This window comes from Curvibacter delicatus NBRC 14919, from assembly GCF_001592265.1.
GTDB classification, from domain to species: Bacteria; Pseudomonadota; Gammaproteobacteria; order Burkholderiales; family Burkholderiaceae_C; genus Hylemonella; species Hylemonella delicata.
This window is the reverse complement of sequence record NZ_BCWP01000001.1, coordinates 216,629-233,152: the sequence shown is the minus strand read 5'-3', so window position 1 is coordinate 233,152 and position 16,524 is coordinate 216,629. Positions and strand designations below refer to the sequence as shown.

The following is a 16,524-nucleotide window of genomic DNA, read 5'->3' as shown; positions in this document are numbered from 1 at the left end:
CTGTACAGGATAGGCAAAGCCCTGCATAACCATCCTGTTTCGCCCCCTTGGTGGCGCGCGGCCGACTCCCCCGCTGGGGGGGGGGCCAGCTGCGCTGACGCGCTCAGTCGACCTTGCCGTAACCCGCCACCGCAGCCGGCTTGCCGCCACGGCGGATGGCCACCGCGCAATACTTGAACTCCGGGATCTTGCCGAAGGGGTCGAGCGCTGCGTTGGTCATCAGGTTGGCCGCCGCCTCGTAATAGGCGAAGGGGATGAAGACTGCGCCATGCGGCGTGCCGTCATCGCGCCGCACATGGATGGCCACGGCACCGCGGCGCGAGGCCACAGTGATCACATCACCCGGCTGCAGGCCCAGGTCGGCCATGTCGCTGCCGCACATGGAGGCGGTCGCCATGGGTTCGATGGCGTCAAGCACTTCCGAGCGGCGCGTCATGCTGCCGGTATGCCAGTGCTCCAGCTGACGGCCGGTGATGAGCACGAAGGGGTACTGCGCATCGGGCCGTTCGGCTGCCGGGATGATGTCGGCCGGCACCAGCGTCACACGCCCGTCCGGTGTCGGGAAGTTGTCAATGAAGACCGTCGGCTGGCCCGGATCGTCGGCACTCAGGCAGGGGTAGGTCACGCTCGACTCTCGCTGCAAACGCTCCCAGGTGATGCCGGAGATGGCCGCGTGCATGGCCTGGCGCATTTCCTCGTACACCGCCGCCACGCCTTCGTGTTCACCGGCATAGTTCCAGGACAGGCCCATGCGTTGGGCGATCTGCTGGATGATCCACAGATCCGGCTTGGCCTGGCCAGGCGGGTTGATTGCCTGCTGGCCGAGCTGCACCATGCGGTCGGTGTTGCTCACGGTACCGGTTTTTTCCGGCCAGGCCGTGGCCGGCAGCACCACATCGGCCAGCCAGGCGGTTTCGGTCATGAAGATGTCCTGCACCACCAGATGTTCCAGCGACGCCAGCGCATGGCGCGCATGGTTCAGGTCGGGGTCACTCATGGCCGGGTTCTCGCCCATGATGTACATGCCGCGTACCTTGTGCGGGTCGCTGTCGTCGGCCAGCGCCTTGTGCATGATCTCCACCACGGTGTAGCCAGGCTGGTCGTCGAGCTTCATGCCCCAGAAATCCTCGAACCACTGGTGTGCCTCCTTGTTGGTGACGCGCTGGTAGTTGGGGTACATCATGGGAATGAGACCGGCATCGCTGGCCCCCTGCACATTGTTCTGGCCCCGCAAGGGGTGCAGGCCGGAGCCGGGTTTGCCGATCTGACCGGTCACCGTGCACAGTGCGATCAGGCAACGCACGTTGTCGGTGCCGTGGATGTGCTGGCTTACCCCCATGCCCCACAGGATCATGGCGCCCTTCGCCTTGGCGAATTCGCGTGTCACCTCGCGCAGCGTCTGTGCCGGCACGCCGCAGATCGGCTCCATGGCTTCGGGGCTGTAGCCTTTGACGTTGGATTTCAAGGCCTCGAAGTTGTTGGCGCGGCTGCGCACAAAGGCCTGATCCACCAGCCCCTCCTCGATCACCGTGTAGATCATGGCATTGAGCATGGCCACGTCAGTGTCGGGCTTGAACTGCATGGTGCGCCAGGCATGCTTGCCAATGTCGGTGACACGCGGATCGGCCAGCACGATCTTGGCGCCGCGCTTGGCGGCGTTCTTCATCCAGGTGGCCGCCACCGGGTGGTTGGCGGTCGGGTTGGAGCCGATCACCAGGATGAGATCGGCATGCTCGACGTCGTTGACCTGGTTGCTCACCGCCCCCGAGCCCACGCCTTCGAGCAGCGCCGCCACGCTGGAGGCATGGCACAGGCGCGTGCAGTGGTCCACGTTGTTGGAGCCGAAACCGGTGCGAACCAGTTTCTGGAACAGATAGGCCTCCTCATTGCTGCCCTTGGCCGAGCCGAAGCCGGCCAGCGCCTTCTTGCCATGGGTGTCGCGCAAGCCCTTCAGCTTGCCGGCCGCCAATGCCAATGCCTCGTCCCAAGTGGCTTCACGGAACACGGCCGACCAGTTGGCGGTATCCCGATTCAGTTGTTCCAGCACTTCAGGGTCTTTGGGAATTCCTGCCTTGCGGATCAGCGGCACCGTGAGGCGCTGATCGTTGTGCGCGTAATCGAAACCGAAGCGGCCCTTGACGCACAAGCGGCTGTGATTGGCCGGACCATCGCGGCCATCCACACTGACGATCTTGTTGTCCTTGACGTTGTAGGTCAGCAGGCAGCCGACACCGCAGAAAGGACAAACGGAATCGACTTTTTTGTCCACCACCTGGGAGCCGACGCGCGTCTTCGGCATCAGCGCACCGGTCGGGCAGGCCTGCACACATTCGCCACAAGCCACACAGGTGCTGTCTCCCATCGGATCGTTCAGGTCGAACACGATCTCGCTGTGGCTGCCGCGCATCGCGTAGCCGATCACGTCGTTCACCTGCTCTTCGCGGCAGGCGCGCACACAGCGGTTGCACTGGATGCAGGCATCCAGATTCACAGCCATGGCCGGGTGCGACACATCGGCAGCGGGCTGCTCACGCCGCAGGGCCTTGAGTTCCGGCCGCACCTTGACCCGCATGTGATCGGCCCACTGTGACAGCTCACCATGCTGCAGCGACTCGTTCTGCTCATCCCATTTGTAGCCCTGGTCCGGCATGTCGGACAGCAGCATCTCCAACACCATCTTCTGGCTCTTGACGGCGCGCTCGCTGGTGGCCTGCACCTCCATGCCGGCGGTGGCACTGCGACAGCAACTGGGGGCCAGCGTGCGCTCACCCTTGATCTCGACCACACAGGCGCGGCAGTTGCCGTCCGGCCGCATGCCTTCCTTGTAGCAGAGGTGCGGGATCTCGAGGCCGACGCGCTTGGCGACGCTCAGGATGGTTTCACCACTGTAGGCACTTACCTTTTGCCCATCGAGCGTGAACTCGATGGTTTGCGGCATGACTTCGTTGAGTTTGGCGGGTGCATTCATTGGGCCAACTCCTGAGGAAAGTATTTCTGGACACAGCGGATCGGGTTCGGCGCGGCCTGGCCCAGGCCGCAGATGGACGCATCGCCCATGACCTGGCACAGGTCTTCGAGCGTGGCGTTGTCCCACTGGGGGGCTTCCATCAGCTGGGCCGCCTTGGCGGTGCCGACACGGCAGGGCGTGCACTGCCCGCAGCTCTCGTGCGCGAAGAAGCGCATCATGTTCAGCGCGGCTTCGCGCGCGGTGTCGTGCTGGCTCAACACGATGACCGCCGCCGAACCGATGAAACAGCCATAGGGTTGCAGGGTGTCGAAGTCCAGCGGGATGTTGTCCATGCTGGCCGGCAGGATGCCCCCTGAAGCCCCGCCCGGCAGGTAGGCGTAGAGCTCATGGCCCTCAGGCATACCACCGCAGTACTGGTCGATAAGCTCACGGATGGTGATGCCCGCCGGTGCCAACTTGACGCCTGGTTGCCTGACGCGGCCGCTGACACTGAAACTGCGCAGCCCCTTGCGGCCGTTGGCACCGAAGCTGCTGAACCACTGCGGGCCCTTTTGCACGATGTCGCGCACCCAGTACAGCGTCTCGAAGTTGTGTTCCAGCGTCGGCCGGCCAAACAGGCCCACCTGGGCGATGTAGGGTGGCCGCATCCGCGGCTCACCGCGCTTGCCCTCGATGCTCTCGATCATGGCGGACTCTTCGCCGCAGATGTAGGCGCCGGCGCCGCGGCGCAATTCGATCTTCGGCAGCGGGCACGGCGGGTTGGCCTGCAACGCAGCCAGCTCGGCTTCGAGCAGGGCACGGGCGCCATGGTATTCGTCACGCAGGTAGATGTAGCAGGCGTCGATGCCAACCACCTTGGCGGCAATCAGCAGGCCTTCCAGGAAGCGGTGCGGGTCGCGCTCCAGGTAGGTGCGGTCCTTGAAGGTACCCGGCTCGCCCTCGTCGATGTTGACTGCCATCACGCGCGGTGCCGGCTGTTCGCGCACGATGCGCCATTTGCGACCGGCCGGGAAACCGGCGCCACCCAGACCGCGCAGACCGGAGTCTTCCATCGCCTTGATGAGGCTCTCCGTGTCTTGCTGGCCGCTGCTGACGGCGGCAGCCAGCGCGTAACCACCCTGCGCCTGGTAGGCCGCGTAGCCGACGAAATCGGGTGAGACCTGCTGCTGCAGCGGCGAAACTGCCTTGAGCGCATGCGCGGCCGGCTCGAAACTGGCTTTGCCGGAGGACTTCGGGTGCGTCGTGGCCTCAGCCTTGACCGCCGTGGCCACGGTCTCGGGTGTGGCGCGCAGCACCGGGTTCTGATGCACCACTGCCACCGGCGCCTGCTCGCAACGGCCGACGCAGGGTGCTGCCACCACACGCACACCGTTGCCCGTGAGTGTGGCCTGCAGCTTGCTCATCAGGCTCTTAGCACCACCGAGCTCACAGCTCAGGCCGTCGCAGACGCGCACCGTCAGGCCGGGGGCCTGCTCATCGCCCTTCACGACTTCAAAGTGGTGATAGAAGGTCGCGACCTCGTAGACTTCGGCCATCGGAAGGTTCATTTCCTTGGCCAGCGCCACCAGATGACGGTCGTGCAGGCAGCGGTAGGCATCGTTGAGCTGGTGCAGGTGCTCGATCAGCAGGTCGCGTCGGTGACCACCCTCCGGCCGTTCACCAATCAGGGCCACCACCTCGGCCAGGGACTGGGCATCAGGCTGACGCCCCTTGAGCTTGCTCTTGCGCCGGATGCGCTCGCGCAGATCATCGACCGTGGCAACTGCCACCGCCTGCACCTCGCCTTTGCGGCCTGGATGGTTCATCTTATGTCCCTCAATTCATACCGATGGGCGCAGTGTCAGCCTCTGCCACCGATGGGTCAAATTGAATCAAGACATGCAGAGATTCAAAAAGTAAATGATGCAGCGCAATAAATTGACCGTAACCAAATGGGTCAGGCGTGCAACAGGCCGCTGTGGACTGCTGCATGGCGCAGCCAAGCCGCATCCTGCGCCAGGGTCAGGGCTGCATCCAGCGTACGCGACATGCGCTCGGACGCCAACACCATGAAGCCGATCGGCGTGTGCACTTCAGGGCCGGTCAACGGGCGTACCTCCAGATCGCCATAGGCGCGCACCGCGCCCACCAGTGCCCCCGGCATGACGCTGCACACCGCGCCGCTTAAGGCACTCAGGGCCAGGGTCAGCAGGGAATTGGTTTCCAACACCGGGCGCACCGCTACACCTGCCTTGGCAAAGGCAGCATCGACGATGTGGCGGTTGTGCATTTCAGACGTCATCAGGCACAGCGGCAGGGCGGCCGCCTCCTGCCACGTCATCGGACCACCGAACTGGATGCCCTGCCTGCCTGGGTTGACCGCCTTGCGCACCAGAAAATAGTGTTCGGTGTACTGTGCCTGCGTGCGCAGCGACGTGGCGCCGGGCCGCACACGCTCGATGAAACCCAGCCCCATGTCGAGCGTGAGCTCCTCCAGGCCGGTTTCGATGTCCTGCGAACTCATGGAACGCACCACCGGTGTGATGCCCGGGTACTTGGCATGCAACATGGCGGCGAAGCGGGCGGCGATCGGCTCCGCCGAAGGCACCACGCCGATGCCCAGGCGCCCCTGCGGCTGGCCGCTGACACTGCTCATGTCCTGCTTGAGCAGCTGCTCTTCGTGCAGCATGCGCCGGGCACTGGCCAGCAGGCGCTGCCCCTCGTCGGTGAAACCGACAAAGGTGCGGCCGCGCTTGACGATGGCCGCACCGAATTCCTCCTCCAGCGCCCGCAACGCATTGGAGAGCGCCGGCTGCGTGACGAAGCAGGCCTGGGCCGCGCGGGCGAAATGCTTGTGCTCGTCGAGGGCGACGAGGTAGCGCATGGAAACGAGCAGGTTCATGGGATCACCATCTTGCCAGACTGTCGACCGTTCAAGCCACAGACCAGCAACACTAGGGGAAACACTGAGTCATGCGCTCGAGATGTTTATATCTAATAACTAGTTTGAAGACCACCGGGGTTCAGCGCTTCTGCCATGCCAAGCGCGCACCCCGCACAACCAGAATATCAGACGATGAAGATGTTGCGCTCACTTGCCTTGACCTTGGGATTCACTGTGGCAAGCCTCGCGATGGCAGGAGACCGCGGTGTAACGCCCACCGAAATACGGCTAGGTGCCTCGGTCGTCCTGAGCGGACCACTGGGCCCTCAGACCCTGGAGTTCGGCGAAGGCTCACGCCTCTACTTCGACGCGGTGAATGCGGCCGGCGGTGTGCATGGGCGCAAGATCGTCTACACCACCCTGGACGACGGCTTCGACGTGAAGCGCGCCGTCGAAAACACCCGCAAACTGATCAATGAACAGGGTGTTTTCATGATCTACAACAACACGGGCACGGCCCAGACCGGGGCCATCCTGCCCCTGGCCGAAGAAAGCCGCACGATCATCTTCGGGCCCGTCACAGGGGCCACGGCCTTTCGCAACAAGGTCAACCCCTACCTTTTCCACGTTCGGGCAAGTTATGCTGACGAGGCACGCCGCATCGTGTCGCAACTGCAGAACACGGGCATCAGCCGCGTTGCTGTGCTGTATCAGGATGACGGCCTGGGCAAAACTTTGCTGACTGAATTGCAACAGGCCGCCGCGACCGCCAAAATCAGTTTCACCGCCGAACTGAAGCTCGACCCCAAGGCACCAGACTACGCCGGTGCCGCTGCAGCCACCGAGAGCGCCCAACCCCAAGCCGTGCTGCTAGGTGTCGCGGGTGACACGATGACGAACTTCATCAAGGCGACATGGCAGACCAGCCTGCGCCCAGTCTTCTATGGATTCTCGATCGCCAACGTGGACCTCATCCGGCGCGACCTGAAGGAGCAGGCACGCGGCATCGTGCTGGCGCAGATCATGCCTCCTCTGCGCAACACCACCATCCCGGTGGTAGCCGAATACCACCGAGCCCTGCGCGAAAAGAATCCGTCGGCGGTCCCATCGGCCTTCCAGCTTGAGGGTTTCGTCCACGCCAAGCTGCTCGTCGAGGGGCTGCGCCGTGCGGGGCGCAACCTGAGCACGACATCGTTCACCAAGGCCATGGAGGATGCGGGCGAGATCAGCTTCGGCCGCTTTGCGGCGAGATACTCGCCCAGCTCCCACAACGGCTCGTCCTATGTCGAGCTGGCGATCGTGGACAACACGGGCCAGCTACGCTACTGAGTCCCGCCCGCCGAGGGGGGGCGGGGTTCAGGTCTCTTTCGAGATCTTGATGCTGGGGAACTTGCTGGAGAAGTCCTTGTTCTTGGCGGCAATCGCCACCGCCACTTGGCGCGCCAGCGTCTTGTAGATGCCGGCCACTTCACCGTCGGGGTCGGCCACCACGGTGGGCTTGCCGCTGTCGGCCTGCAGGCGGATCTGCATGTTCAGGGGCAAGGCGCCCAGGTAGTGCATGCCGTACTCGGCCGCCATCTTCTTGCCGCCGTCGACACCGAAGATATGTTCGATGTGGCCGCAGTTGCTGCACACGTGCACCGCCATGTTCTCGACCAGGCCGAGAATGGGCACGCCCACCTTCTCGAACATCTTGATGCCCTTCTTGGCGTCGATCAGCGCAATGTCCTGCGGCGTGGTCACAATGACCGCACCGGTCATGGGCACACGCTGGGACAGCGTGAGCTGGATGTCGCCGGTGCCGGGCGGCATGTCGACGATCAGGTAATCGAGGTCCTTCCAGTTGGTCTGGCGCAGCAATTGCTCCAGCGCCTGAGTGGCCATGGGGCCGCGCCAAATCATGGCCTCGTCCTGGCCGACCAGGAAACCGATCGACATGACCTGCACGCCGTAGTTCTCCAGCGGCTCCATGGTCTGACCGTCCTCGCTCTCGGGACGGGCGTCGATGCCCATCATCATGGGCTGGCTCGGGCCATAGATATCGGCATCCAGGATGCCGACGCTGGCGCCTTCCGCGGCCAGGGCCAACGCCAGGTTGACGGCCGTGGTGCTTTTGCCCACGCCGCCCTTGCCGGACGCCACGGCCACGATGTTTTTCACCTTGGGCAACAGCTGCACGCCGCGCTGCACCGCGTGCGCCACGATGTGGGTGGTGACATTGACCGACACATTCCCCACCCCGGCCACCCCCTTGGCGGCGGCAATCAGCGCCTTGCGGAAACCTGCCACCTGGCTCTTGGCCGGATAACCCAGTTCGACATCGAACGAGACATCACCGTCCTGGATGCTGAGGTTCTTGATCGCTTTCGAAGAAACGAAGTCCCGCCCGGTATTGGGGTCGACCACCGCCTTGAGGGCGTCCATCAGCGCTTGTTCTGTCACCGTCATCAAATACTCCTGAAGAGTTGCGTAGTCTAGCGAAGCCCGTCTTAACCTTGCCGAACCGGGCAAATTGGTAGAAACCAGCACCCAACCCGGCAGAACAGGGTAAACACGGTGCTTTTCGGCGCATGGGCGCCCTGTGCAACCCACCCATAATCGACGCATGGATGTCTCGACCCGACCACCCACCACCGGCCTGCTGCTGACCGGCGGCGGTGCGCGCGCCGCCTACCAGGTCGGTGTGCTGGAAGCACTGGCCGACCTGCGGCTGGCCAGCGGCGTCCACCAGGAGCACAACCCCTTTGCCATCATCACCGGCACCTCGGCCGGCGCCATCAATGCCGCCGCCCTGGCCTGCGGTGCCGATGACTTCGACCTGGCAGTGCGGCGCATCGTGGGCGTCTGGCAGGACTTCGAGGCGCATCAGGTTTACCAGTCCGACGTGCTGAGCGTGATGCGCAGCGGCGCCAAATGGCTGAGCCTGCTGTCACTCGGCTGGCTGGTGGCCAAATGGCGCCGCCTCAAGCCGCGTTCGCTGCTGGACAACTCGCCGCTGGAAACCCTGCTGCGTACCATGGTGCCGCTGGAACGCCTGCCCGGCTTGGTGGCGCAAGGCCACCTGCACGCGCTGGCCGTCACCGCCTCCAGCTACAGCTCGGGCCACCATGTCACGTTCTTCGAAGGCGCCGAGCAGTTGCAACCCTGGGTGCGTTCCCAGCGTCTGTCGGTACGCCACCGCATCACCCACGAGCACCTGCTGGCCTCGTCGGCGATTCCCTTCATGTTCCCGGCCATGCCGCTGGACATCCACGGCCGCACCGAATTCTTTGGCGACGGCTCGATGCGCCAGACCGCACCGGTGGCACCGGCCATTCACCTCGGTGCCGAGCGCATCCTGGTGGTCGGTGCCGGCCGCATGCACGAGCCGCGCAACGCGCCGGAGCCCGGCACCCAGCACAGCTACCCCTCGCTGGCGCAGATCGCCGGCCATGCCATGTCCAGCATCTTCCTCGACGCCCTGTCGGTGGACATCGAGCGCATGCGGCGTATCAACCAGACCATTTCGCTGGTGCCGCCCGAAGCGCGGCAGGCCAGTGCGTTGCGTCCGATCGAGCTGCTGGTGATCTCGCCCTCCGAGCGGCTGGACCAACTGGCGGCCCGGCACATCGATGCCCTGCCCGCGGCGGTGCGCACCCTGCTCGGCGGCATCGGCGTGTCGTCGAGTGCCGCCGACGTCAAGGGCGGCGCGCTGGCCAGCTACCTGCTGTTCGAATCGGTCTACACGCGCGAGCTCATGAAGCTGGGTTATGCCGATGCGCTGCAGCAGCAGGAGGCCATCCGGCAGTTTTTCGGCTGGCCCGCCCCGGCCACCGGGCCTGAGGCCGCACCGGGCCGGATCGAACGCCGCCGCGACCCCTTGCGCCTGTGAACCGCGCCTTTCGGCCGGGGCCGACTAAAATCATGGGTTCCCTTTCGGAAGAACCCCATGTCACGCAAGCTCTTCGTCACCACCGCCCTGCCCTACGCCAACGGCAACTTCCATATCGGCCACATCATGGAGTACATCCAGGCCGATATCTGGGTGCGCTTGCAACGCATGCTCGGTCATGAGGTGAACTTCGTCGGCGCCGACGACACCCACGGCGCGCCCATCATGATTGCAGCCGAGAAAGCCGGCAAGACGCCGCAGCAGTTCGTGGCCGACATTGCCGCTGGCCGCAAGCCCTACCTGGACGGTTTCCACATCGCGTTCGACAACTGGAGTTCGACCGACAGCCCGGAAAACCACCAGCTCGCCAAGGCGATCTACCTCGACCTGAAGGCCGCCGGCCTGATCTCCAGCAAGGTGATCGAGCAGTTCTTCGATCCCGAGAAGGCCATGTTCCTGCCGGACCGCTTCATCAAGGGCGAGTGCCCGAAGTGCGGCACGAAAGACCAGTACGGCGACAACTGCGAGTCGTGCGGCGCCGTCTACGCGCCCACCGACCTGCGCAACCCCTACTCCACCCTGTCGGGCGCCAAGCCGGTGCTCAAGAGCTCCGAGCACTTCTTCTTCAAGCTGTCCGACCCGCGTTGCGTGGCCTTCCTCGAGGAATGGACGCAGGACGGCCGCCTGCAGCCCGAAGTGGCCAACAAGGTGAAGGAATGGTTCACCGTGCGCACCAACCCGGACGGCAGCACCAGCGAAGGCCTGGGCGACTGGGACATCTCGCGCGATGCGCCCTACTTCGGCATCGAGATTCCCGATGCACCCGGCAAGTACTTCTATGTCTGGCTGGACGCCCCGGTCGGCTACCTCGCCTCGCTGAAGAACCTGCTGGACCAACGCGGCCAGGACTTTGACGCCTACATGACCGACCCGCAGCTGGAGCAGTACCACTTCATCGGCAAGGACATCGTGACCTTCCACACGCTGTTCTGGCCCGCCATGCTGAAGTTCAGCGGCCGCAAGACACCGGACAAGATCTTCGTGCACGGCTTCCTGACCGTGAACAACGGCGAGAAGATGAGCAAGAGCCGCGGCACCGGCCTGGACCCGCTGAAGTACCTGGGCCTGGGCATGAATCCCGAGTGGCTGCGCTACTACCTGGCGGCCAAACTCAGCGGCCGCAACGAGGACATCGACTTCAACGCCGACGACTTCATGGCCCGCGTCAACAGCGACCTGGTCGGCAAGTACGTCAACATCGCCTCGCGCGCCGCCGGTTTCTTGGCCAAGCGCTTCGGCGGCAAGCTGGGCGACATCTCGGGTGACGGCGATGCCCTGCTGGAACACCTGCGCGACGCCTCCGTCAACTTGGCCGAACTGCTGGCCGAACGCGAGTACGGCAAGGCCCTGCGCGAGATCATGCTGCTGGCCGACCGTGTCAACGAGTACGTAGACCAGAACAAACCCTGGGAGCTGGCCAAGCAGGAAGGCATGGACAGCCACCTGCACGATGTCTGCACCGTCTGCATCGAAGCCTTCCGCCTGCTGACCATCTATCTGAAGCCGGTGCTGCCGGCGCTGGCAGCGCAGGTCGAAGCCTTCCTGCAAGTCGGCCCGCTGCAATGGTCTGACGCGGCCAAGGCCCTGGGCGCCGGCCACACCATCGGTGCCTACCAGCACCTGATGCAGCGCGTTGATGTCAAGCAGCTTGAGGCATTGTTTGAGCCTCCAGCCCCCGTGGGATCTGCGCCAACCGCTACAGAATCAGTAGCACCCGGCGGCGAGGAACTGGCCCCGACCATCGGCATCGACGACTTCGCCAAGATCGACCTGCGCATCGCCCAGATCGTCAACTGCGAAGCGGTCGAAGGCTCGACCAAGCTGTTGCGCCTGACACTGGACGTGGGTGAAGGCAAGACGCGCAATGTTTTCAGCGGCATTGCCAGCGCCTACCAGCCGGAAGATCTGGTGGGCAAGCTCACCGTGATGGTGGCCAACCTGGCACCGCGCAAGATGAAATTCGGCGTTTCGGAAGGCATGGTGCTGGCGGCCAGCCACGGTGACGAAAAGGTTCAGCCCGGTATCTATGTGCTCAACCCTTGGCCCGGCGCCCAGCCGGGCATGCGGGTGCGTTAAACCAGCGCCTTCAAGCCGATCCAGGCCGGTGCGCCGGCCTGGACATCAGGTCGAAACCACCTCAAAGCGGGCCCGGCCCGAGCCCTTGGTGCGGTACAGCGCTGCATCGGCGCATGCCACCAGACTCTCCGGCAACAGGTTCTGATCGGCCACCGCAGTGGCCACCCCGATGCTGATGGTGAGCCAGGGCGCCACCGGCGAGTTGGCGTGCGGGATGGCGGCCTTGCTCAATTCGTCCATGCAACGCTGGGCCACCACCCTCGCCGCTTCAACGTCGGCACCCGGCAAGAGCATGGCGAACTCCTCGCCGCCGTAGCGGGCCACCACCTCGCCCGAGCGCTGGGCGCAGTCGAACAGGATGCCGGCGATCTGGCGCAGGCAGGCATCTCCGGTCAGGTGGCCGTAGTGGTCGTTGTAGCGCTTGAAGAAGTCGACGTCGATCATCAGCAGCGAGATCGGCTGCTGGTTGCGCGCGCTGCGTAGCCATTCGGTCTGCAGGCTCTGGTCGAACTGGCGCCGGTTAGCCAGTCCGGTCAGGCTGTCGGTGGTGGACAGGCGCGACAGCAGCTCGTTGGCACGCTCCAGCTCCAGGCTCTTCTCCACCAGGTCCGTCACATCCAGCCGCACCATGATCAGGTTGCCCGAGGGCGCGCGGGTCTCGTAGTAGTGCATCCAGCGGCCATCTTTGGAGCGGCGCAGCACCGGCACCTTGAGCAGGCCGCGCGCGGCCAGCCGCTGGCGCAGCCACTCGTCCTCGCGCCCCAACGCCTCGGCGATGTCGCCTTGGGCCAGGCTGCGGCGCAGCAAGGCTTCGTAGGTTTGGCCGATCAACTCCCCGCCCACGCCATAGGGCGGCATGTCCACTGCCTCGCGGTTGTACATCACCAGCCGGTCGGCTTCGTCATAGATCGCCACGCCGGCCGGCATGGCATCAATGGCTTCCCGCAAACGCACATGCGCCGAATGCGCTTCGGCCCGCGCGGCACTCAGCACCTGGCGCTGGTGTACCGATTCGGTCACGTCCACCCGCACGGCCACAATGCAGCCGGATGTCGTGCGCGCCTCATAAAGATGGGCCCAGCCGCCACCAGGCAGACGGCGCAACTGGGGTGCGTTGCTGCGGCCCCGGCCCGCCAGGCGCAGTGCGATCCATTCTTCTTCCTGGCCCACCGGCGCATCAATCAGCATGCCTTGCTGCTGGGCCCGGCGCAGCAGTTCTTCATAGCGCAAACCGACGCCTGCGGTACGGGCACTGTCCGGGTACAACTGCTCCATGCGCTGGTTGCAGATGACCAGCCGGTCCTGCGCGTCGTACAGCTCGATCGCTGCCGGCATTTCATCAATGGCTTCGCGCAGGCAGGCATAGGCAGCCTGCGCCCGTTGGTGCTCAGCTTCCAGCCTCGATGTCCGACGCCAGAGGACGAAACCCAGCGCCAACACCAGAACAAGCCCGACTAGCCCGAGAGCAAGCGACGCCATGGCAGGTCGATCGGCTTGCAGGGCAAAGACGACCTGAGCCAGCTGGGCCAGCAGCACCAGCCCAAAAACAAGAAGCCACCCAGAGGCAGCGCGGAGGTATTTCACGGACGATTTCCCGATGACGGCGACATTCGCGGAATCCCAACACCCTGCAAGGCGCCTCAGCCTGTGGCCGGCTGATGGTGCCTTTTGTCTCCGATGGCATGTGACAGCATGTGAACACATTAATGTAAGCTTGGCACCCGTTCTGGGGATATCCCCCATTTGGGGGATGCGGCCCTGCGGAGTAAACTTTCCGTTTTTCGCCCTCACCGGCGGCTTCTGCACTGCAGGCCCACACCCCAACCCATGTCCGGATCCAAACCGCCGACGCATCCGCTTTCGCACCTGCATTGGTGGACCGACATCCACCGCTCGACGGCGGCCAACCTCCGGCTGGGTATTTCTCTGTGCTTCATCGCCGGGGCCACCAATGCCGGCGGCTTCCTGGCCGTGGGCCAATACACGTCGCACATGACCGGGCTGCTGTCCTCGATCGCCGACAACCTCGTGCTGGGTCAATTCGGACTGATCATGGCCAGCCTGTCCGCCATTGCAGCTTTTCTGGGCGGCGCCATGACAACGGCCTGGATGGTGAACTGGAGCATGCGCCGGCGTTTGCGCAGTGCCTTTGCCCGCCCGCTGGTGGTCGAGGCCGGGCTGCTGCTGGTGTTCGGCATGTTCGGTGCCGCCATCAACCTGTTCGCTGATTTTTTTGCGCCGCTGACCGTGCTGATCCTGTGCTTCATCATGGGTCTGCAGAACGCCGTCATCACCAAGATCTCGAATGCCGAGATCCGCACCACCCACGTCACCGGCCTGATCACCGATATCGGCATTGAGCTTGGCAAGCTGCTGTATTTCCACCGCTCCGAGTCGCCGATCAAGGTCGTGGCCAACCGCCGCAAGCTGAGAATCCACCTGTCGCTGACAGCGGCTTTCCTGCTGGGCGGCCTGGCAGGCGCCTTCGGCTTCAAGTTCTGGGGCTACATCACCAGCGTGCCGCTGGCCTTGCTGCTGGTCCTGCTGGTCTGGGGCCCGATCTCGCACGACCTTCGCAGCGGCATGATCGCGCCTGAGCCGCCCAAGACTCAGGGCTGAGCGGGCTGCTCTGCACCGCCGGCCATGGTTTGCGTGGCCGCTGGCTTGACGGCCTTGGCCAGTGGCTCCGACAGCCGCTCGGCGTAGTCTCCCGCCAACAAACGGTCCAGCACACCGTATTTCCAGAGTTTGGCCCGCACCCGTTCGTTGGCCTCGCACAGCATGACGCGAACACCGCGTTTTTGCAGCGTCTGGACCACGACGTCCATCGCCTGCAGGCCGGTCGAATCAATGAAGGGGACACGGTGCAAACGCACGATCAGGACCCGCGGGTCTGAATGCGTCTGTTTGAGGGCGCTCTCGAAATTCTCGACCGCCCCGAAAAAGAAAGGGCCATCGATTTCATAGACCAGCACATCGCGCGGCAAGCGGGTCAGCCCCAGATCCTTCAGGTCATGCTTCAAATCCTCGGCATCCAGGGCTTGCACGTCCACCGTATCCGCCATGCGGCGCAAGAACTGCATGAAAGCCAGGATCACACCGATGCTGACCGCCGCGACCAGGTCCACCAGCACCGTGAGGGCAAAGGTCACCAGCAGGATGGCCACATCCGCCCGCGGCGCACGCGCCACGATGTGGAAGAAATGCTTGAGTTCACTCATGTTGTAGGCCACCACGAACAGGATGGCCGCCAGGCTGGCCAGCGGGATGTTGGAGGCCAGCGGCGCAAGAAACAGCAATACCGCCACCAGGGTCAACGTGTGCGTGACACCCGCCAGCGGGCTGGTGCCGCCATTGCGGATGTTGGTGGCCGTGCGTGCAATGGCCCCGGTGGCGGCAAACCCGCCGAACAAGGGCGTGGCGATATTGGCCAAACCCTGGCCCACCAGCTCCTGGTTGGGGTCGTGTTTGGTGCCGGCCATGCCGTCGGCCACCGTCGCCGACAGCAAGGACTCGATCGCCCCCAGCATGGCAATCGTGAACGCCGGGCCCATGAGCTGCACGATCTGCGTCAGGGTGAAGGTCGGCATGGTGAACGCCGGCAGGCCTTGCGGAATGCCGCCAAACGCGCTGCCAATGGTCGCCACGCCTTCGAACTGGAAGCTGGCCTGCAAAGCGGTCACGACCACCATCGCCGTCAGCGGCCCCGGCACACGGCCCAGGCCCCGGATCCGGGAGGAGAACAGCACCAGCAGCAGGCTCAACACCGCCAGCGCCGTGGTGGTCGGATGGAGTTGCGGCAAGGCCTCGATCAGCTGCAGCAGCTTCTCGTGGAAATGCTCACCACCAACGGCCGGCAGACCGAGGAAGTCCTTCCATTGGCCGACAAAGATGATGACGGCAATGCCGGTCGTGAACCCCACCACCACCGGGGCCGGAATGAACTTGATCACCGCCCCCATCTTGGCCAGCCCCATGGCGGCCAGCATCAGGCCGGCCATCAGGGTGGCCAGCTGCAGACCCGCAATGCCGTACTTGGCCGTCACCCCGGAGAGGATGGCGATGAAGGCGCCCGTCGGTCCGGCAATCTGCACCCGGCTGCCACCCAGCACCGACACCATGAAGCCGCCGATGATGGCCGTGTACAGCCCCTGCTCCGGCTTGGCCCCGGAGGCAATGGCAAAGGCCATCGCCAGCGGCAGGGCAACGACGCCGACGATCACGCCGGCGATGATGTTGGGAATCAGCTTGCCTTTGCCGAACAGGCCGGCCCGCTTGGCTTCCAGAATCGTGATCATCGAAACGCCCTCCCCTCCTGCGCAGATGCCAGGCACCCAGTATCCACCCATTCCGCACGGACCGGACCCGGGGTGGCCGGCACCGGTAAAATGGCTGATGCCTGTCCCGTACAGGCCCCTCAAGAGGTCTGCCCATGCATATTTTCCGCCGCCCCGATTACCAATCCGACGCCACCCAGTTCATTGAGCAACTCAAGGCCCGTCAGCCGCAGCTCGAAGCCCAGCAACGCCAGGGCCGTGATCTGCTGTGGGACAAGTCGGTCGACCGCGACGCCTGGGCCGGCTATGCGCAAGCCCGTGTGGCGCAAAAGCCCTACGTCTACCAGACCGAAGGCAAATAAACACTCAAATCATGCCTCCGACCTTGATAAAAGGGCGCCGGAAGCTA

General features: G+C 64.4%; 11 protein-coding genes. 5 read left to right on the top strand and 6 right to left on the bottom strand.

The features are described from left to right. Nucleotides 1–103: 103 nt before the first annotated feature. The 3 genes from fdhF to CDE01S_RS01115 form a co-directional block, all read right to left on the bottom strand. Complete coding sequence (fdhF, locus tag CDE01S_RS01125; RefSeq protein WP_066702393.1) at nt 104–2,968, bottom strand: formate dehydrogenase subunit alpha; 2,865 nt, start codon at nt 2,966–2,968, stop codon at nt 104–106. Further along, nucleotides 2,965–4,773 (bottom strand): NADH-ubiquinone oxidoreductase-F iron-sulfur binding region domain-containing protein, encoded by a 1,809-nt coding sequence (locus tag CDE01S_RS01120; RefSeq protein ID WP_066702390.1) that lies wholly within the window; start codon nt 4,771–4,773, stop codon nt 2,965–2,967. The genes fdhF and CDE01S_RS01120 overlap by 4 nt, the downstream gene beginning before the upstream one ends. A 131-nt stretch (nt 4,774–4,904) precedes the next feature. Continuing rightward, entirely contained in the window at nt 4,905–5,849 is a 945-nt protein-coding gene (locus tag CDE01S_RS01115; protein ID WP_066702387.1) for a LysR family transcriptional regulator, read from the bottom strand. 216 nt (nt 5,850–6,065) lie between these two features. On the opposite strand from CDE01S_RS01115, the gene CDE01S_RS01110 reads away from it, so the two are divergent. Continuing rightward, nucleotides 6,066–7,160: an ABC transporter substrate-binding protein gene (locus tag CDE01S_RS01110; protein ID WP_245636068.1), complete on the top strand. Its 1,095-nt coding sequence runs from the start codon at nt 6,066–6,068 to the stop codon at nt 7,158–7,160. Between the two features lie 27 nt (nt 7,161–7,187). Here the strand turns inward: CDE01S_RS01110 and apbC are convergent, their stop codons facing one another. Then, nucleotides 7,188–8,279, bottom strand: coding sequence for an iron-sulfur cluster carrier protein ApbC (gene apbC / locus CDE01S_RS01105; protein WP_066702384.1), 1,092 nt, complete (start codon nt 8,277–8,279; stop codon nt 7,188–7,190). Between the two features lie 157 nt (nt 8,280–8,436). Here apbC and CDE01S_RS01100 point away from each other — a divergent pair, with 157 nt between their 5' ends. Both CDE01S_RS01100 and metG read left to right on the top strand, forming a co-directional pair. Next, entirely contained in the window at nt 8,437–9,702 is a 1,266-nt protein-coding gene (locus tag CDE01S_RS01100) for a patatin-like phospholipase family protein (protein WP_066702382.1), read from the top strand. Between the two features lie 57 nt (nt 9,703–9,759). Further along, nucleotides 9,760–11,838 (top strand): methionine--tRNA ligase, encoded by a 2,079-nt coding sequence (gene metG, locus CDE01S_RS01095; protein ID WP_066702380.1) that lies wholly within the window; start codon nt 9,760–9,762, stop codon nt 11,836–11,838. Between the two features lie 45 nt (nt 11,839–11,883). Here metG and CDE01S_RS01090 read toward each other — a convergent pair whose 3' ends face one another. Continuing rightward, on the bottom strand, nt 11,884–13,422 hold the full coding sequence (locus tag CDE01S_RS01090) for a GGDEF domain-containing protein (RefSeq protein ID WP_169802224.1): 1,539 nt from the start codon (nt 13,420–13,422) through the stop codon (nt 11,884–11,886). Between the two features lie 243 nt (nt 13,423–13,665). Between CDE01S_RS01090 and CDE01S_RS01085 the strand changes: the two genes are divergently transcribed. Next, nucleotides 13,666–14,457: a YoaK family protein gene (locus CDE01S_RS01085; RefSeq protein ID WP_066702374.1), complete on the top strand. Its 792-nt coding sequence runs from the start codon at nt 13,666–13,668 to the stop codon at nt 14,455–14,457. Here the strand turns inward: CDE01S_RS01085 and CDE01S_RS01080 are convergent. Then, complete coding sequence (locus CDE01S_RS01080; protein WP_066702372.1) at nt 14,448–16,136, bottom strand: SulP family inorganic anion transporter; 1,689 nt, start codon at nt 16,134–16,136, stop codon at nt 14,448–14,450. The genes CDE01S_RS01085 and CDE01S_RS01080 overlap by 10 nt on opposite strands. A 134-nt stretch (nt 16,137–16,270) precedes the next feature. On the opposite strand from CDE01S_RS01080, the gene CDE01S_RS01075 reads away from it, so the two are divergent. Continuing rightward, the gene (locus CDE01S_RS01075; protein ID WP_066702369.1) at nt 16,271–16,477 is read left to right on the top strand and encodes a DUF3460 family protein; all 207 of its coding nucleotides are present in this window, start codon (nt 16,271–16,273) and stop codon (nt 16,475–16,477) included. The last annotated feature ends 47 nt before the right edge of the window (nt 16,478–16,524 follow it).

Bases quoted from the DNA above. Each gene is read 5' to 3' on its own strand.
- fdhF (WP_066702393.1), bottom strand. From the start codon at position 2,968: ATGAATGCACCCGCCAAACTCAACGAAGTCATGCCGCAAACCATCGAG.
- CDE01S_RS01120 (WP_066702390.1), bottom strand. From the start codon at position 4,773: ATGAACCATCCAGGCCGCAAAGGCGAGGTGCAGGCGGTGGCAGTTGCC.
- CDE01S_RS01115 (WP_066702387.1), bottom strand. From the start codon at position 5,849: ATGAACCTGCTCGTTTCCATGCGCTACCTCGTCGCCCTCGACGAGCAC.
- apbC (WP_066702384.1), bottom strand. From the start codon at position 8,279: ATGACGGTGACAGAACAAGCGCTGATGGACGCCCTCAAGGCGGTGGTC.
- CDE01S_RS01100 (WP_066702382.1), top strand. From the start codon at position 8,437: ATGGATGTCTCGACCCGACCACCCACCACCGGCCTGCTGCTGACCGGC.
- metG (WP_066702380.1), top strand. From the start codon at position 9,760: ATGTCACGCAAGCTCTTCGTCACCACCGCCCTGCCCTACGCCAACGGC.
- CDE01S_RS01085 (WP_066702374.1), top strand. From the start codon at position 13,666: ATGTCCGGATCCAAACCGCCGACGCATCCGCTTTCGCACCTGCATTGG.
- CDE01S_RS01080 (WP_066702372.1), bottom strand. From the start codon at position 16,136: ATGATCACGATTCTGGAAGCCAAGCGGGCCGGCCTGTTCGGCAAAGGC.
- CDE01S_RS01075 (WP_066702369.1), top strand. From the start codon at position 16,271: ATGCATATTTTCCGCCGCCCCGATTACCAATCCGACGCCACCCAGTTC.